Annotated in this window: 14 protein-coding genes; 6 read left to right on the forward strand and 8 right to left on the reverse strand. The window is 61.4% G+C overall.

The window, feature by feature from the left end; all coding sequences use genetic code 11:
• Window positions 1–99 precede the first annotated feature (99 nt).
• Complete coding sequence (locus V8P77_RS05545) at window positions 100–636, forward strand: glyoxalase superfamily protein (protein ID WP_335911161.1); 537 nt, start codon at window positions 100–102, stop codon at window positions 634–636.
• 691 nt (window positions 637–1,327) lie between these two features.
• On the opposite strand, the gene V8P77_RS05550 is transcribed toward V8P77_RS05545, so the two are convergent.
• A complete protein-coding gene (locus V8P77_RS05550) occupies window positions 1,328–1,825 on the reverse strand; it encodes an anthrone oxygenase family protein (RefSeq protein WP_335911162.1) in 498 nt (165 codons plus the stop codon).
• A complete protein-coding gene (locus V8P77_RS05555; protein ID WP_335911163.1) occupies window positions 1,813–2,637 on the reverse strand; it encodes an NmrA family NAD(P)-binding protein in 825 nt (274 codons plus the stop codon). The genes V8P77_RS05550 and V8P77_RS05555 overlap by 13 nt, the downstream gene beginning before the upstream one ends.
• Window positions 2,638–2,738: 101 nt before the next feature.
• Here V8P77_RS05555 and V8P77_RS05560 point away from each other — a divergent pair, with 101 nt between their 5' ends.
• The 3 genes from V8P77_RS05560 (at window position 2,739) to V8P77_RS05570 (ending at window position 5,145) form a co-directional block, all read left to right on the forward strand.
• Entirely contained in the window at window positions 2,739–3,395 is a 657-nt protein-coding gene (locus tag V8P77_RS05560) for a TetR/AcrR family transcriptional regulator (RefSeq protein WP_222040817.1), read from the forward strand.
• Between the two features lie 71 nt (window positions 3,396–3,466).
• Window positions 3,467–4,156 carry an orotate phosphoribosyltransferase gene (locus V8P77_RS05565; protein WP_335911164.1) on the forward strand — a complete coding sequence of 230 codons (690 nt, stop codon included), beginning with the start codon at window positions 3,467–3,469 and terminating at the stop codon, window positions 4,154–4,156.
• A gap of 62 nt (window positions 4,157–4,218) precedes the next feature.
• Window positions 4,219–5,145, forward strand: a complete 927-nt coding sequence (locus tag V8P77_RS05570) for a carbohydrate kinase family protein (protein WP_335911165.1) — start codon at window positions 4,219–4,221, stop codon at window positions 5,143–5,145.
• 172 nt (window positions 5,146–5,317) lie between these two features.
• Here V8P77_RS05570 and V8P77_RS05575 read toward each other — a convergent pair whose 3' ends face one another.
• Window positions 5,318–5,698: a metalloregulator ArsR/SmtB family transcription factor gene (locus V8P77_RS05575; protein WP_041935453.1), complete on the reverse strand. Its 381-nt coding sequence runs from the start codon at window positions 5,696–5,698 to the stop codon at window positions 5,318–5,320.
• 152 nt (window positions 5,699–5,850) lie between these two features.
• Here V8P77_RS05575 and V8P77_RS05580 point away from each other — a divergent pair, with 152 nt between their 5' ends.
• On the forward strand, window positions 5,851–6,813 hold the full coding sequence (locus V8P77_RS05580; RefSeq protein WP_335911166.1) for an acyl-CoA desaturase: 963 nt from the start codon (window positions 5,851–5,853) through the stop codon (window positions 6,811–6,813).
• A gap of 82 nt (window positions 6,814–6,895) precedes the next feature.
• Here the strand turns inward: V8P77_RS05580 and otsA are convergent, their stop codons facing one another.
• The 3 genes from otsA to V8P77_RS05595 form a co-directional block, all read right to left on the reverse strand.
• Window positions 6,896–8,302, reverse strand: a complete 1,407-nt coding sequence (otsA, locus tag V8P77_RS05585) for an alpha,alpha-trehalose-phosphate synthase (UDP-forming) (RefSeq protein ID WP_335911167.1) — start codon at window positions 8,300–8,302, stop codon at window positions 6,896–6,898.
• Between the two features lie 549 nt (window positions 8,303–8,851).
• Window positions 8,852–10,477: a glucose-6-phosphate isomerase gene (pgi, locus tag V8P77_RS05590; RefSeq protein WP_335911168.1), complete on the reverse strand. Its 1,626-nt coding sequence runs from the start codon at window positions 10,475–10,477 to the stop codon at window positions 8,852–8,854.
• 142 nt (window positions 10,478–10,619) lie between these two features.
• Window positions 10,620–12,320: a long-chain fatty acid--CoA ligase gene (locus tag V8P77_RS05595; protein ID WP_335911200.1), complete on the reverse strand. Its 1,701-nt coding sequence runs from the start codon at window positions 12,318–12,320 to the stop codon at window positions 10,620–10,622.
• Window positions 12,321–12,568: 248 nt separating this feature from the next.
• On the opposite strand from V8P77_RS05595, the gene V8P77_RS05600 reads away from it, so the two are divergent.
• The gene (locus V8P77_RS05600) at window positions 12,569–12,961 is read left to right on the forward strand and encodes a PRC-barrel domain-containing protein (protein WP_168283781.1); all 393 of its coding nucleotides are present in this window, start codon (window positions 12,569–12,571) and stop codon (window positions 12,959–12,961) included.
• A gap of 227 nt (window positions 12,962–13,188) precedes the next feature.
• Here the strand turns inward: V8P77_RS05600 and V8P77_RS05605 are convergent, their stop codons facing one another.
• Together V8P77_RS05605 and V8P77_RS05610 are read right to left on the reverse strand one after the other, a co-directional pair.
• Window positions 13,189–15,645 carry a glycoside hydrolase family 2 protein gene (locus V8P77_RS05605; protein ID WP_335911169.1) on the reverse strand — a complete coding sequence of 819 codons (2,457 nt, stop codon included), beginning with the start codon at window positions 15,643–15,645 and terminating at the stop codon, window positions 13,189–13,191.
• Window positions 15,646–15,724: 79 nt separating this feature from the next.
• A complete protein-coding gene (locus V8P77_RS05610; protein ID WP_335911170.1) occupies window positions 15,725–16,120 on the reverse strand; it encodes a VOC family protein in 396 nt (131 codons plus the stop codon).
• Between the last annotated feature and the right edge of the window lie 36 nt (window positions 16,121–16,156).

Below are 16,156 nucleotides of genomic sequence, written 5' to 3' on the forward strand. Positions count from 1 at the left end.
ACATCCTTCACATCCCTTGCCGTTTGGCGATCGATGGCGAACGGGTCAGCAGACGCGGGCACTGATCTTCCTGTTTGCCGCCAACGGAAGGATGACATCATGCGCGATTTTCGCGATGCCAAGCTCATGGCAAAGACATTGCGGCAGACCCTTGCCGACCGCGACATTTCTCTCACCCACAGCGAGACGCTCGAAATCGTCGCCCGGCAGTTCGGGCTCGATCAATGGAATATTCTCTCGGCAAAGATAGAAGAGGCGGGCACCTCCCGCTCCGCGATCGGCATCGAGCCGCCGATGCCGATCTTCCGCATCTTCTCGGTCGAAAAGGCCATGGAATTCTATCGCGGCTTCCTGGGCTTCCATCTCGATTGGGAGCACCGCTTCGGCGAAAACTTCCCGCTCTATTGCCAGGTCTCGCGCGACGGCATGGCGCTGCATCTGAGCGAACATTCCGGCGACGCCAGCCCCGGCGCCAAGGCCTTCGTCCGCGTCGCCAATATCAGGGCCTATCACGCCGAACTCTCAGGCAAGGACTACCGCTACATGAAGCCCGGCGTCGAGGAAGCGCCGTGGGGGCTGGAGATGACCGTCACCGACCCCTTCAGCAACCGCATCGCCTTTTGCGAACAGACATAGTCGGTCGACTCCTCTTTCGCCACGCGTCGGCCAAGGGGAGACCCAAGGCGCTGCCACATGTCTCCTCTCCCCGCTGGGGAGAAGAGGGAAACCGCGGCACCCTCCAACGTACCTCATCCTGAGGTGCGCAGCCCGCAGGGCGAAGCCTCGAAGGACACGCCAGAACGCTGCTTCTTGCATAGATCCGACGCGGGAACGCCCGCCTCGTCCTTCGAGGCCCCTTGCGGGGCACCTCAGGATGAGGCTCTCTTGAATGCCGGCGCCCCGGGGGCGGTTGGCGTAGGACGGCGCCATGAGGTCGCGTGGACATGCCTGCCGAGAGGAACAAAATGAAATACCTTCCAGCCCTCGTCTTAACGCTTCTGTCGATTTTTTCGGATGGTTATTCTATGAAAGGTACTGGAAGTTCCGAGATTGCATATCGCAAGCCCTATCCAGTTGCCTCACTCCCGACGGTGACAACCTGACGCAAGGCGGTTCTCTCTGGGCTGGTTTCGCGGGATTGTTCTTGTTGCTCGCCGTGATCTCCGCCTGGCGCGCTTTCCGGAGCCGGAGCCGGAGCCGGAGCCGGTGACCGAGGCGGAGGCGAGGCTGCGGCGCCCTCCAATCTACCTCATCCAGAGGTGCGGTTCGCAGGATCGCCTCGAAGGACACGCCGCAACGCTGCTCCTTGAATGCCTCCACTTGCTTCTCAAACGATCATCAGCGCCCGCACGAAGGCGACGGAGGCGAGCAGCGACGCGATCGTTCTTACATGGTTCCACCACGTCCAGTCCCTGACATAGGTGTTCCAGAGCTGAACCGCTTCCGGGCCGTTGCCGCCGACCTTTGCCAGCGAATCGTTCATCGGCACGTTGAAGATGATGGTCGAGAGGAAGGAGGCGAAAATGTAGAGGGCTGCACCCGCCAGCATCAGAGCAGAGGCCCCGCCGCGCCAGTCGATCAGGGCGAGCACGGCGATGACGAGGCAGAGGATCGCCGTCGGCACGAAGAGGCCCATGAAGGGCGAGCGGACGATCGTCACGTTGATCGAGTTCATCGCCGCGATGCCTTGTTCCGCCGGAATCCGCGAGAAGGCGGTCATGATGAAGGTCGAGAAGGCGAAAAAGATGCCGGCGACGAGACCGCTGCCGATCGCCGCCGCCACAAGGGAGAGGGTGAGAAAGATCTGCATGGTCAGACGCTCCATATTCCGGTTGCCGCGGTCCGGCGGGCATATTCGCTGAAATCGGTGGCGGGGCGGCCAAGAATTTCGGCGACACCGCCCGTGGTGCCGGAGTTGCGCCCATCGAGCACCTGGCCGAAAAGCTCCTCCAGAAGATCGATCAGGCCCTGCGGCAGGCCGGCGGCCGCAAGCCCGCCAGTGAAATCCGCCATCGACACCTGGTCGTATTCGATCGGCCGCCCGGAGGCTGCGGCGATTTCGGCGACCGCCTTGCGGAATGTCAGCGCTCGCGGGCCGGTCAGTTCGTAAATCTTGTTGCGGTGGCGCGGATCGGTCAAGGCGGCGACCGCGGCATCGGCGATGTCGTCGGCATCGATGAAAGGTTCTGCGATCTCGCCCGCCGGCAATTGCAGCCGGCCGCTCAGGATCTGCTCCAGGAAGGCACCCTCGCTGAAATTCTGGCAGAACCAGGAGGCGCGCAGGATGGTGGTGTTTATGCCGGACGCCTTGAGCGCCGCTTCGCTCCGCTGCGCGCCCTCTTCGCCGCGGCCGGAGAGCAGCACGATATGCTCAAGGCCGCATTCCCTGGCGACCTTGGCGAGCGCTTCGATCGCTTCCGCCGCCCAGGCGACGGCAAGGTCCGGCTGGAAGGCGACATAGGCGCTCGATGCCCCCTCAAGCGCGCCGCGCCAGGTCGACCTGTCCTCCCAGTCGAAGGGCCGTGCGCTGGAGCGCGATGCCGCGCGGGCAGCGAGGCCCCGCGCTTCCAGGCGCTTGATGATGCGGCCGCCGGTCTTTCCCGATCCACCGACGAGGACGATTTCGGAAGTCTGCATGTCAAAACTCCTCCCAAACTTTAGAAACAAGAGAAACTCTCTTATTTGCAAAATGAGATAATCTCTCTTATTTTGTTTGTCAACGTGGAAAAGGAGAGAGCATGTCGGAACAGCCGGTCGCAACGCGCAGACGCCAACAGGAGTCTACCGGCCAGCTGCGCCGCATTCCCAGCCAGCAGCGCGGCCGCGAGCGCTTCGAAAAGATCCTCGCCGTTGCATCGCAGTTGATCGAGAGCCATGGCAGCGACGGCCTGAAGATGAGCGAGATTGTCGAGAAAGCCGGTCTCTCCTTCGGCGCCCTCTACCAGTATTTCCCGGACAAGACCTCGATCATCCGCACATTGGCCGAGCGCTTCAATGAAGAGGGCCGGCGGTGCGTCGAAGAGGAACTGGCGAAGGTGGCCGACGCTGCGGCCCTGCAGGGCGCGCTTGCCACTATCGTCGACGAATATTACGCCTTCTTCCGCCGCGAGCCTGTCATGCGCGACATCTGGCATGCGACCCATACCGACAAGCTGCTGCAACAGGTCGATGCCGAGGACATGGAATTCCATGCCCAGGCATTTCTCGCGGTGCTTATCCGCCTATGGCCGGATCGCGACCGCAAGGAGCTGCTCGCCATCGCCCGGCTGACGATGCAGCTGCTTGCCGCCGCCGTGCGTTATGCCGTTTCGCTGGATGCGGAGGAGGGCGCCCAGGCAGTCGCTCTGTTCAAGAAGATGCAGATCGTTGATATCGGCCGCCTGCTGCAGCAATAGCCCGCCTTTCGTCTGGAAACGGCGCGCTCTTGCTGCTATTCCCGCAAGGATCCAAGCCGAAGGAGAGCCGCATGATCCAGACCACATTTCCCGACCGCGCCGTGATGGCCGAATTGCTGGCCAAGATGCTCTGGGAAATAAAGGCGGTGCATTTCAATGCCGCTCAGCCCTATAAACTCTCCTCCGGCATGGCGAGCCCGGTTTATATCGATTGCCGCAAGCTGCTCTCCTTCCCGCGCATCCGCTCAACGGTGATGGATTTCGCCGCCAGCACCCTGCTGCGCGATGCCGGCTTCGAGCAGTTCGATTGCATCGCCGGCGGCGAGACCGCCGGCATTCCCTTCGCCGCCCTGCTGGCCGATCGCCTCGGCCTGCCGATGATCTATGTCCGCAAGCAACCGAAAGGCCATGGCCGCAATGCCCAGATCGAAGGCAATATGCCGGAAGGGTCGAGGGTGCTGGTCATTGAAGACCTGACGACAGCAGGCGGCAGCATGTTCAAGTTCATCGATGCCATCCGTGCCGCCGGCGGCATCGTCGATCACGGCATCGCGCTGTTCTTCTACGGCATTTTTGGCGAACAGCGCTTTTCCGACGGCAAGGTCAGGCTGCATCACATCGCCACTTGGCGTAATGTTCTGGCCGTCGCCAGGGAGCAGAAGCTCTTCGACGATAAGACGCTATCGGAAGTCGAGGCCTTCCTCGATGCGCCGCTGGTGTGGTCGGGAAGAAATGGCGGGGTTAGTGAGCTTTCGCTCTAGCTAGTTGACAAAAGCTCGCTTAATCGGTTGATGAACATATCAGTGCTGTTGGGAGGAATTCGATGATTTTGTGCTGCGGCGAAGCCTTGATCGACATGCTGCCGAGGGACACGACGCTGGGCGAAAAAGGCTTTGCGCCCTATGCCGGCGGCGCGATCTTCAACACCGCCATCGCGCTCGGCCGCCTCGGCATTCCCACGGCCTTCTTCACCGGCATCGCCGATGACATGATGGGCGAAATCCTGCTGGAGACGCTGAAGGCGAGCAATGTCGATTACAGCCCATGCGCCATCACGCCGCGTCCCTCGACGATCGCCTTCGTCAAGCTGGTCAACGGTCAGGCCACCTATGCCTTCTATGACGAAGGCACGGCCGGCCGGATGATCACCACGGCCGACCTGCCGGATCTCGGCGATGATTGCGAAGCGCTGCACTTCGGCGCGATCAGCCTGATCCCGAGCCCCTGCGGCGAAACTTACGAAGCCTTGCTCGACCGCGAAGCCGCTCACCGCGTCATCTCGCTCGATCCGAATATCCGTCCCGGTTTCATCAAGGACAAGCCGTCGCACATGGCCCGCATCAAGCGCATGGCTGCGAAATCCGACATCGTCAAGTTTTCCGACGAAGATCTCGACTGGTTCGGCCTGCAGGGCGACCATGATGCGCTCGCCGCCCATTGGCTGAACCACGGCGCCAAGCTCGTCGTCATCACCAAGGGCGCGGAAGGCGCTTCCGGTTATACCAGGGAACGCAAGGTGACGGTGCCGAGCGAACGCGTCACCGTCGTCGACACGGTCGGCGCCGGCGATACATTCGACGCCGGCATCCTGGCGTCGCTGAAGATGGACAATCTGCTGACCAAGCGCCAAGTCGCTTCGCTGGATGAGCAGGCGCTGCGCAACGCCCTGACCCTCGGCGCCAAAGCCGCCGCCGTCACCGTCTCCCGCGCCGGCGCCAACCCGCCCTGGGCGCGCGAGATCGGGCTTTAAGACTCGAGCAAGCCTCCGCCCCTCATCCGCCTGCCGGCACCTTCTCCCCGTAAACACGGGGCGAAGGGGATGTGCCGCGCCCTCTCCGTTCCCCTTGACGTCCCGTATGGCACGTCCCCTCTCCCCGTTCTTCACGGGGAGAGGGTTAGGGTGAGGGGCAAATCTCGAACGCTTATTTCGCGGGCTTCGCCGGCACCAATCCGCCCCGGGTGCGCGCCTGGCTTTCCTTCTTGATCGGCCGACCGACCGGGCAGACTTCCTGCACGAAGCCGTTGAGCGTGTTGACGAGATTGTTCTCGATCAGGGAATAGTGGACGAACTGGCCCTGTTTCTCCCGTCTGATCAGACCCGCAGCTTCGAGAATGGAAAGATGCTGCGAAACGGCTGGCTTGGACATGCTGAAGCGGTCAGCGATTTCGCCAGCGGTCAGACCCGATGCCGAGAGATAGGCGAGGATTTTCCGGCGCGGCGCACTGGAAAGCGCGTGGAATACCCGCTGGGCGGCGCTGACGGAGCGGCCTTCTACGGCGTCATCGAAAGTCTCTTCGTCCAAGTCCGGTCTCCGTGCCTGCGGCATTATCAATTAAGCAATTAATGTATTGCTTAATTGATTCCGTTCATGCAAAGTAATTAGGTAATTGCTTAATTAATGAATCGGTGGGCGATATTCAAGTGGAATATGCGCCCGATGGGAAGGAGTTTGCCATGAGCAGTATTTCCACTGGACGCATGATCGACAATGGGAGCGATCCGGTGAAGGGCAGAGTGGTCTGGATGCCCGCAAAGTCGATCTGGATCACCGCCATGACCTTGATTGCCGTCATTGGCGGCCCGCTGACCTTCACCTGGAGCGCCTTTGCCGTCTTTATCCTCTTGACCGCCATCACGATCTGCCTTGGTCATTCGGTCGGCATGCACCGGCTGCTGATCCATCGCTCATTCAGCACTCATATCTGGATCGAGCACTTTCTCGTCTATCTCGGCACGCTGGTCGGCATGGCCGGCCCCTTCGGCATGATCTACGCGCACGACATTCGCGACTGGGCGCAACGGCAGCGAGACTGCCATGACCTCTATGCCCATCGGCGGTCTTTCTTCATCGATGCCTTCTGGCAGATGCATTGCATCGTGGCGCTGGACCATCCGCCGCGTTTCGTCCCCGAGGAGCGCGAGCGGCGCGACCGCTTCTATCGTTTCCTGGAGGCGACATGGATGGCGCAGCAGATTCCCTTGGGACTCGCGCTTTTTGCGCTCGGCGGACTGCCATGGGTGGTCTGGGGTGTTGCCGTGCGGATATCGGTGTCGCTGACCGGACACTGGCTGGTTGGTCATTTCGCGCATCGGAGCGGCCATCAGGGCTGGAGTGTCGATGATGTCGCTGTACAGGGCTATAACCTGCCGCGTTTCGGGCTGGTGACCTTTGGCGAGAGCTTCCATGGCAACCATCACGCCTTTCCGGATTCGGCGCGGCTCGGCATCGAGCCGGGGCAGCTGGATCTCGGTTGGTATTTCATCCGGCTGCTGGCAAGGCTCGGTCTGGCTTCGTCAATCAAGCTCCCACACACGATCGTGCAAAGGCGAGGGTTGAGACGCGTCAACGCAACTGAAACGGCGGGTGACGGTCATCCGCCGCATCACGCAACAGGTCACGCGGAATCTCGCCCGTGAATGCCTCCTCCTTGCGGCAACGTCTCGATTCCCTCTTCTTCCTCGGGTCCGAAGGACGGGTCGACGTCGATCGATCAGGAGACTATCCGGGGTCACGCTCCGAGCGAAGCTCGGGAGCGGGCACCAGATCCCGCAAGAAGTTTTTGCACCAAAGTGAGACGTCGTGAGACAGCAGATGCTCCATCATCATGCTCCAGCGGTCGCGGCGCTCCTCCAGCGACATGGAGAGGCCCCGGGCGATGGCATTGGCAGTGCCTTCGACATCGTAAGGATTGACCAGCAGCGCACCCTTCAACTCGCGAGCCGTGCCGGCGAAGCGCGATAGCACCAATACGCCTGGGCGATCGGGATCCTGAGCGGCGACATATTCCTTGGCGACGAGGTTCATGCCGTCGCGCAACGGCGTGACCAGCCCGATCGTCGCCAGCCGGTAGAGGCCGGCAAGCACGTTGCGGCTGATCGATCGGTTGACATAGCGGATCGGCACCCAATCGACCGTTCCGATGGCGCCGTTGACGCGGCCTGCCTGTTCGGCGACCATCTTCTGCATATGCTCGTATTCGGGAACTTCCGATCGCGACTTCGGCGTGACCTGCAAATAGGTGACCTTGTTCTGGTAGCCAGGATTGCTGATGAGGAAGCGTTCGAACGCTTCCAGCCGCTGAATGATGCCCTTTGAATAATCGAGGCGGTCGACCCCGATGATCATGTCCCGGCCTTCAATGCTGCGCCTGGTCTTCTGTACCATGATATTGTTTGCGGCCCTCTCGGCGAATTCGGCGAAGCCCGCGGTTTCGATCCCGATCGGATAGGCACCGGCCTTGAATATCCGCCCATGGGAATCAAACAATCCATTTCCAAGGTCGTCGCCAATTCCCTCCCTTTTGAGATACCCGGCAAAGTTCTGGAGGTCGTAATCGGTCTGGAAGCCGACGAGATCGTAATGCGAGAGCCCGCGCATGATTTCCTCATGGACGGGCATCGTGACCAGAATGTCGGCCGGCGGCCAGGGAATGTGCAGGAAGAAGCCGATCCGGTTCTTCAGCCCCATTTGGCGCAGTTCGGCCGCCAGCGGAATGAGGTGGTAATCATGAACCCAGATGATGTCGTCCGGCTCGATCATCGGCGCCAACCTGTGTGCGAAGAAGCGGTTGACGCGGAAATAGCCGGCCATTTCCTTCCGGCCATATTCGGCGAGGTCCAGTCGATAGTGGCAGATGGGCCAGAGAACGCGGTTTGCGAAGCCGCGATAATATTCCTCGACGTCGGTGTCGGTGAGATCGGTCAGCGCATAGGTGATGTTGCCCTTCTGCAGTTGCGACAGCGGGCCAGGTTCCCTGTCCCCGCTCGATTCTCCCGACCATCCCATCCAAATGCCGCCACGCTCCTGCAGGGCTGCCTGCAGCGCGACGGCCAGACCGCCGGCAGCGGCGCTCCCATCTTTGGCCGGCATGGGAACACGATTGGAAACGACGACAAGACGGCTCATGAGCTTCCTTTGGTGAGATGGGCCATAAAAACGCTGTGTGACAAGCGTCTTGAGGCATCTCCTGAACTTGGGCAGGGACCATGCAGTGAAGGCGCCGACATCGACAGAGCCGACCCGGACGCGAGCGGGCCGGTGCAGATGCCAACAAGAACAACGAACGGAGCATTTTCCGCACAGATTTTGCTTGAATCTAGGGCGATTCCAACGAATTGAAAGAATTCATTCTACAATTTTTGATTAGGAGAACGTTCAATCCTGTTTCGCACGACGAAGCCCATTGTGCGGATGCACCAGGCCCGCTGATATCAGTGCATCATTTGCGGCCGCAATGACGATGTTGGCGGCAGTCGGCACTGCGCGCGTGGGATCGGCCTTTGAGATGGGAGCCAGCGTCCGCCCCTCATCCGCCTGCCGGCACCTTCTCCCCGTTCTGACGGGGAGAAGGGAATATGCCGTGACCTCTCCGTTCCTCACTCGCCTCTCTCAGGGCACGTCCCCTCTCCCCGTCAGAACGGGGAGAGGGTTAGGGTGAGGGGCAATCTCGATCGCTTACTTCGCAAGCTTCGCCAGCGCCGCAACCAGGCCCTGCGTCGAGGAGTCGTGCGATGCTGCACTCTCCTTGCCTTCGACGACCGGCAGCAGGCCCGTCGCCAGTTCCTTGCCGAGCTCGACACCCCACTGGTCGAAGGAGTTGATACGGAAGAGCACGCCTTCAACGAAGACGCGGTGTTCGTAAAGCGCGATCAGCCGGCCGAGCGCATAAGGGGTCAGCTTGTCGTAGACGAAGGTGATCGACGGCCGGTTGCCGGTAAAGACGCGGTGCGGCGCGATGAAATCGGCCTTTTTGTCGTCCATGCCCTTGTCGGTCAGCTGCTTCTTGGCTTCTGCGAAAGTGCGCCCCTTCATCAGCGCTTCCGACTGGGCGAGAACGTTGGAGATCAAGAGCTGATGCTGATGCCGCAGCTCCGGCTCGAAGGCGTTGGCGGCGATCATGAACTCGGCCGGGATGATGCTCGTGCCCTGATGGATGAGCTGGTAGAAGGCGTGCTGGCCGTTGGTGCCGGGCTCGCCCCAGACGACCGGGCCGGAATTGCCCTCGACCGGCGTGCCGTCGATGGTGACGCCCTTGCCGTTCGATTCCATGTCGAGCTGCTGCAGATAGGCCGGGAAGCGCGACAGGCGCTGGTCGTAAGGCAGGATGGCGCGCGTGGGATAGCCGAGCACGTTGCGATGGTAGAAGCCGATCAAGCCGAGCAGCATCGGCAGGTTCTCGGTAATCGGCGCCTTACGGAAATGATTGTCGACGGCATGGGCACCGTCGAGGAACTTGCCGAAATTGTCAGGCCCGACGGCGATCATCAGCGGCAGGCCGATCGCCGACCAGATCGAATAACGGCCGCCGACCCAGTCCCAGAAGCCGAAGACGCGGGCGCTGTCGATGCCGAAGGCGGCGACCTTGTCGAGCGCCGTCGAAACGGCGGCGAAGTGGTGCTGCACGGCCGCTTCGCCGAGCGCCTTGGCGATGAAATTGCGCGCCGTCTGCGCATTGGTCATCGTCTCCACGGTGGTGAAGGTCTTCGAGGCAACGATGAACAGCGTCGTTTCCGGCTGCACCAGCTTCAGGATGTCGGCGATATGGGCGCCGTCGATGTTGGAGACGAAATGCGCGCGCGGGCCGTCATGGAAGGGCGCAAGCGCCAGCGTCGCCATCACCGGCCCGAGATCCGAGCCGCCGATGCCGATATTGATGACATCGGTGATCGCCTTGCCGGTGGCGCCCCTCAGCGTGCCGGAGCGGACGTCGTCGGCAAATTTGCCCATGGCGGCAAGCACCGCATTGACGTCGGGCATGACGTCCTTGCCGTCGACCAGAACCGGCGTGTTGGAACGGTTGCGCAGCGCGGTGTGCAGAACGGCGCGATCCTCGGTGAAGTTGATCGCCTTGCCGGAAAACATTTCCTCGCGCTTTGCCTCGACGCCGCCTTCTTCGGCGAGCTTCACCAGGAGCTTGAGGATGTCGTCATTCACCGCCGTCTTGGAAAAATCCATCAGCAGGTCGTCAAGCGAAACGGAAAAGCGCGAAAAGCGCTGCGAATCGGCGGCGAAGGCGGCACGGATATCGGTTGCCTTGGTGGCATCAGCGGTGCTTTTCAGCTGTTCGACGATGGCGTTCATGGGAGGCTCCTTTGGAGGCGGAAAGGTTGCGGAAACTATTCGCTTTCTCACCCGCAAATCAAGTTCAGCCACCTGCCAAAATAGAAAAAGCCACCCGCGGCGAGCGGATGGCCAATTTAGGAAAGGCTCCAAATCGTCAGATTCAGCCGCGCAGGTCCTTGCGCAGGATCTTGCCGACCGGCGACTTCGGCAGCTCGGTGCGGAATTCGATGAAGCGCGGGCGTTTGTAGTTGGTGAGGTTGGCGATGCAATGGGCTTTCACCTCGGCTTCCGTCAGGTTCGGATCCTTCCTGACCACGAAGAGCTTCACAGCCTCGCCCGAATGTCCATCCGGCACGCCGATGGCCGCGGCCTCGAGAATGCCGGCATGCATGGCGGCGACTTCCTCTATCTCGTTCGGATAGACATTGAAGCCTGAGACCAGGATCATGTCCTTCTTGCGGTCGACGATCTTGGTATAGCCGCGTTCGTCCATGAAACCCATGTCGCCCGTGCGGAAGTAGCCGTCATTGGTCATCGCCCGCGCCGTCTCTTCCGGCTTCTGCCAGTAGCCCGCCATCACCTGCGGCCCGCGGATGCAGATCTCGCCGACTTGGCCTGATGGCAGTGAATTGCCCTCCTCGTCGCGGATATCGAGGTCGGTGGAGGGAAGCGGCAGTCCGATCGTGCCGGTGAACTCAGGCGAATCGAAGCGGTTGGCGGTGGCAACAGGCGATGTCTCGGAAAGGCCGTAGCCTTCCGTCACCGCCGTGCCCGTCATCTTCAGCCAGCGTTCGGCGACCGGGCGCTGGACGGCCATGCCGCCGCCGAGCGACATGATCAGCGAGGAGAAGTCGAGCTTGGCGAAATCGGCATTGTTCATCAGCGCGTTGAACAGCGTGTTGAGGCCGGGGAAGATATGCACCTTCGATTTTTCGAATTCCTTGACGAGGCCGGGAATGTCGCGCGGATTGGCGATCAGGATATTATGGGCGCCAAGCGACATGCCCATCAGCGAATTCACCGTCAGCGCGAAGATATGGTAGAGCGGTAGGGCGCAGAGGAAATTCAGCACCTCCGGCTCTTTCTTGCGCTCAAAGGCCGATCGCAGCCAGAGCGACAGCTGCAGCTTGTTGGCGAGCAGGTTTTCATGCGTCAGCACCGCGCCCTTGGCGACGCCCGTCGTGCCGCCGGTATATTGTAGGAAGGCGATATCGCCACTCGCAAGCGTGACCGGCTGGAGCTCTTTTCCCGCACCTTCGCGCAGCACCTGGCCGAAGCTCTTGTGCTGTGGGATCGACCAGGAGGGAACGAGCTTCTTCACCTTGCGCACGACGAAATTGACGATCAGCCCCTTCGGCCCCAGCATTTCCCCGAGCGAGGTGACGACGACATGGCGCAGATCCGTCTTGTTGAGGACCTGCTCCACGGTGCGGGCGAAATTCTCCAGCACGAAGATCGCCTTGGCGCCGGAATCCCGCAACTGGTGTTCGAGTTCGCGCGGCGTATAGAGCGGGTTGACGTTCACGACGACGAGGCCGGCGCGCAGGATGGCGTAGGTCGCGATCGGGTTCTGCAGCACGTTCGGCATCATCACGGCGACGCGGTCGCCCTTCTGAAGGCCGGTGCTTTGCAGCCAGGCGGCGACCTTGCGCGTCTGGCTCTCCAGCTCGCGATAGCGCATCGCCTTGCCCATGCTGGAAAAGGCGGTCCGGTCGGCGTAACGGGCGCAGGACTTTTCGAGCAGTTCTGTAAGCGAGGCATATTCCAGCGGCGGAATCTCTGCCGGAACGATATCGGGATAGGCGGCAAGCCACGGTTTGTCGGGCTTGGCTCCGTTCGGATGGACGGAAATGCTGTTCATCTTTGTCCTCTCTCCCTTGCTGTCACCGCCGGCGCCGAGCCGGCAATCGACCAGAAGCATCCTCCATCTTCCAGTCCGGCAGCTTATGCCATTGCTTGAACGGTTCAAGCCGAATGACGCTATACTAACCTTGACGTAAACGTCAACATTGTGGTGTCGCGCGATCTTGGGAAGAGTGGGAACTTTGCGTTCGCCATGGCGTTGATCCTGCACACTCATCATGAGGAACACCAAGAAGGAGGTGCACAATGTTGAACCAGGATACCGACGCCAATCGCCGCGACCCGAATGTCAAGGATACACCGTCGCTGATCGCCAGCGACCGTGTCGAAGGCACCCGCGTCTATGGCGCCGATGGCAGGCATATCGGCTCGATCGAACGGCTGATCATTGGAAAGCGCGACGGCCGCGTTGCCTATGCCGTGCTGAGCTTCGGCGGCTTCCTGGGCATCGGCGACGATCACTATCCGCTTCCCTGGGAAAAGCTGAACTACGACACCCAGCTGGATGGCTATCGCATCGACCTGACCAAGGAACAGATCGAAGGCGCCCCGAGCTATTCGGACGATGACGACACCTGGTACAACGACAATGGCCGCCGGGTCTATGATTACTACGGCGTGCCGCCCTACTGGATGTAACGTCGTCCGATAGGCCGAGCTGGAAGGGCCCCGCGGATGCGGGGCCTTTTTGGTGTTTGGCGACAAACGTCGTCGCTCGCGCCCCTCATCCGGCTGCCGCCACCTTCTCCCCGTAAACGGGGCGAAGGGACCATGCCGTAAGCTCTCCGTCCCTCGCCAGCCTCTCGCAGGGCACGTCCCCTCTCCCCGTTTTTTACGGGGAGAGGGTTAGGGTGAGGGGCAGCCCATTAGCGCGAACCGACAACAAGATCGTTGGCCGAGCGCAATACGGTGCCGACGACAATGTCACCTGCTTCAATCGCCCTTGCCGTCCTCACAGTAAACACATGGCTCTCGCCCGGCAGCAGCGTCACCAGCATCGTGTCGACGACGGCCTCCGGATCCAGCCGGTCGACCATCAGGCAGAGATCCTTCAGGAAATTCTGCGCCGTTACCTTGACCTCGTACCCGCCATCGATCCCGACGACATCGACCGTCAGCCGCGGTGCTGGTAAGGCAAGCTCGATATCCTCGACGAAATAATGGAAGGCCCGCCTGTCCAGCATCTGCACGACGATCACCTCGTCCTTCGGTAAGTCGGCGGTAACGATATCCTCGGGCAGCGGAAATTCCTTTGCCTCGAAACGGTCGCAGAGCAGGCGCCAGAATTCGAATTCGGCAAGCACGGTGCCGTCGAGCTTCATGCGTTTGCCGCCGATCTTCGCCCGCCAGAACAGCGTTCGTTCATTGACGGCCACCGCCGCAAGTCCGCTGCCGCGCGGCTGGATCGTCAGCAGGCGCGGATCATAGGCCGCCTTCAGCGCGTACCAGAGCGGCTTGCGGCGCCCGGCGGAATCGAGGGCGGCCCAGGAGGTCACCGGCCAGCAATCGTTGAACTGCCAGACCACCGCACCCTTGCAGATATTGCGATGCGAGCGCATGTGCTCGACGCCGAAGCGGATGGCGCGCGCCTGGTTGAGCTGGGTGGCGAAGTGCCAGTCGTCCATCGTCCTCGGCTCGGGCAGATGGCCGGAGAGGCCGCGGATCAGCTTGTCATTGCCCTCCGTCGCCTTCTGATGGTGGAAGACGCCGTTTGATTGCGGCGTCAGCGGCGCGTCGTGCACGCTTTCTTCGATGGTCGCCCAGGCGGCCGGCGCCTGCCAGCCGAATTCGGAGCAGAAGCGCGGGATATAGTTGCGGTAGATCTCGTAGCCGACATCGTTCCACACGTCCCAGATATGTTTGCAGCCATGGCGGTCGGCATTGGGTTCGATCTCCATCGAGCCGGAATAGGGACTACCGGGATAATAGGGCCGGTCCGGATCGAGTTCGGCGCAGAGTTTCGGCAGCAGGTCGAGATAGTAGCCAAGCCCCCAGCTTTCGCCCGCCTTGATGATCGGCCGCCAGCCCCATTCGTCGAAGCCCCAGATGTTTTCGTTATTGCCGTTCCAGAGGACGAGCGAGGCATGCGGCATCAGCCGCACGACATTGTCGCGCACCTCTGCCTCGACCTCGCTTCTGAGCGGCTCTTCCTCGGGATAGGCGGCGCAGGCAAAGAGGAAATCCTGCCAGACCAGCATGCCGGCGCGGTCGCAGGCCTCATAGAACTCGTCGGCCTCGAAGATGCCGCCGCCCCAGACGCGCAGCATGTGAATATTGGCGGCCTTTGCCTCCTCGATCCGCGCGGCATAACGCTTGGCCGTCACCCGCGAGGGAAAACAATCGTCCGGAATCCAGTTCGCCCCGCAGATGAAGAGCGGTACGTCGTTGATGACGAAGGTAAAGGCCGAGCCATGCTCGTCGGCCGAAGTATCGAGCCGCAGCGAACGGAAACCGAGTTCGCGCTGATAGCTGTCGAGCACATCGTCGCTGGCATCGTCGATGAGCCTGACGGCCATCGGGTAGAGCGGCTGCGCGCCGAGATGGTGCGGCCACCAGAGCTGCGGCGAGGGGAGGGCAAGCTCGAAGGAAACGGCGTCTTCGTCAGGCCGAATGGCCACCGTTGTGGTCACGCCGCCGATTTCGGCGACGAGCCTCAACGGCCTCTTGTCGCCATGCCGTGCCAACCGGGCATGCACCTTCACCAGCCCGTCGCCGCCGGCAAGTGTTGCCGACACCCTGGTTTCGGCAAGCCGCGCCCGGTGCCAGCTTTCCAGCCGGACGGGCTTCCAGAGGCCCACTGTTACCAGCGTCGGCCCCCAGTCCCAGCCGAAATTGCAGGCCATCTTGCGCATCAGATTGCCCGGTCCCGGATAGTTGTTGGGGCGGTAACCGTAATGTTTTTCCATTTCCGCGCCATAGGCGTAAGCGGAGCGGAAGGTGACGGTGAGTTCGTTGGCGCCGGCCTTCAGCAGTGCCGAAACATCGAAACGATAGGTGCGGTGCATGTTGAAGGTACGGCCGATCTCTTCGCCGTTGAGCGATATCACCGCAACCGTATCGAGCCCGTCGAAGACCAGTTCCTGCACCCTGCCATCGCCAGGCATCGCCTCGAAGCTGCAGCGATAGGTCCAGTCGGTCTTGCCGATCCAGTCATTGGTGATCTCGTTGACGTCGATATAGGGATCGGGGATCAGCCGGTTGGCGAGGAGGTCGAGATGCACGCAGCCCGGCACCGTCGCGGGTATTGCAGCCGGCAGGCCGGGCATTGCTGTATCGTTACAGGAGAGCGTCCAGCCGGAATTGAGCGCAGTCTTTTCGATCATGGCGGGCTCCTGATGCATGCCGCTTGAAGCTGTGGGATTATCTGTGGTTTGGAACGTATCGGTGGTTCGGCCAGATGCCTCAGAGAAAACGGCCGTGGCGCTGCAGCACCTCGATCTTGTAGCCATCGGGATCGCTGATGAAGAAGAACAGGCCGAAGAGCTTGCCGTCGCGGTTGAGCTCCACCAGTTCACCGGGCTTTAGCCCGAGCTTCGACAGCCGCTCGCGCTCGACCGCCACCTCTTCGACGGAGACGGCGAGATGGCCATAGGCATTGCCCGGATCGTAGGGCGCGGTCCGGCCCTTGTTGACGGTCAGTTCCAGCTCGAAGCCGGTCTCGGCATTGCTCATGTAAATCAGCGTGAAGGTTTCGAAATCGACGCGGTCGGCGACCGAAAGGCCGAATGCCCTCTCGTAGAATTCGACGGAGCGCGCCTCCTCGAGAACGCGGATCATGGAGTGGATCATTTTCGCCAAGTCTGCCTCCCATTGCCCTACCAGCGCCGCAGTCTT

Source organism: Rhizobium aouanii (genome assembly GCF_037002925.1).
GTDB classification, from domain to species: domain Bacteria; phylum Pseudomonadota; class Alphaproteobacteria; order Rhizobiales; family Rhizobiaceae; genus Rhizobium; species Rhizobium aouanii.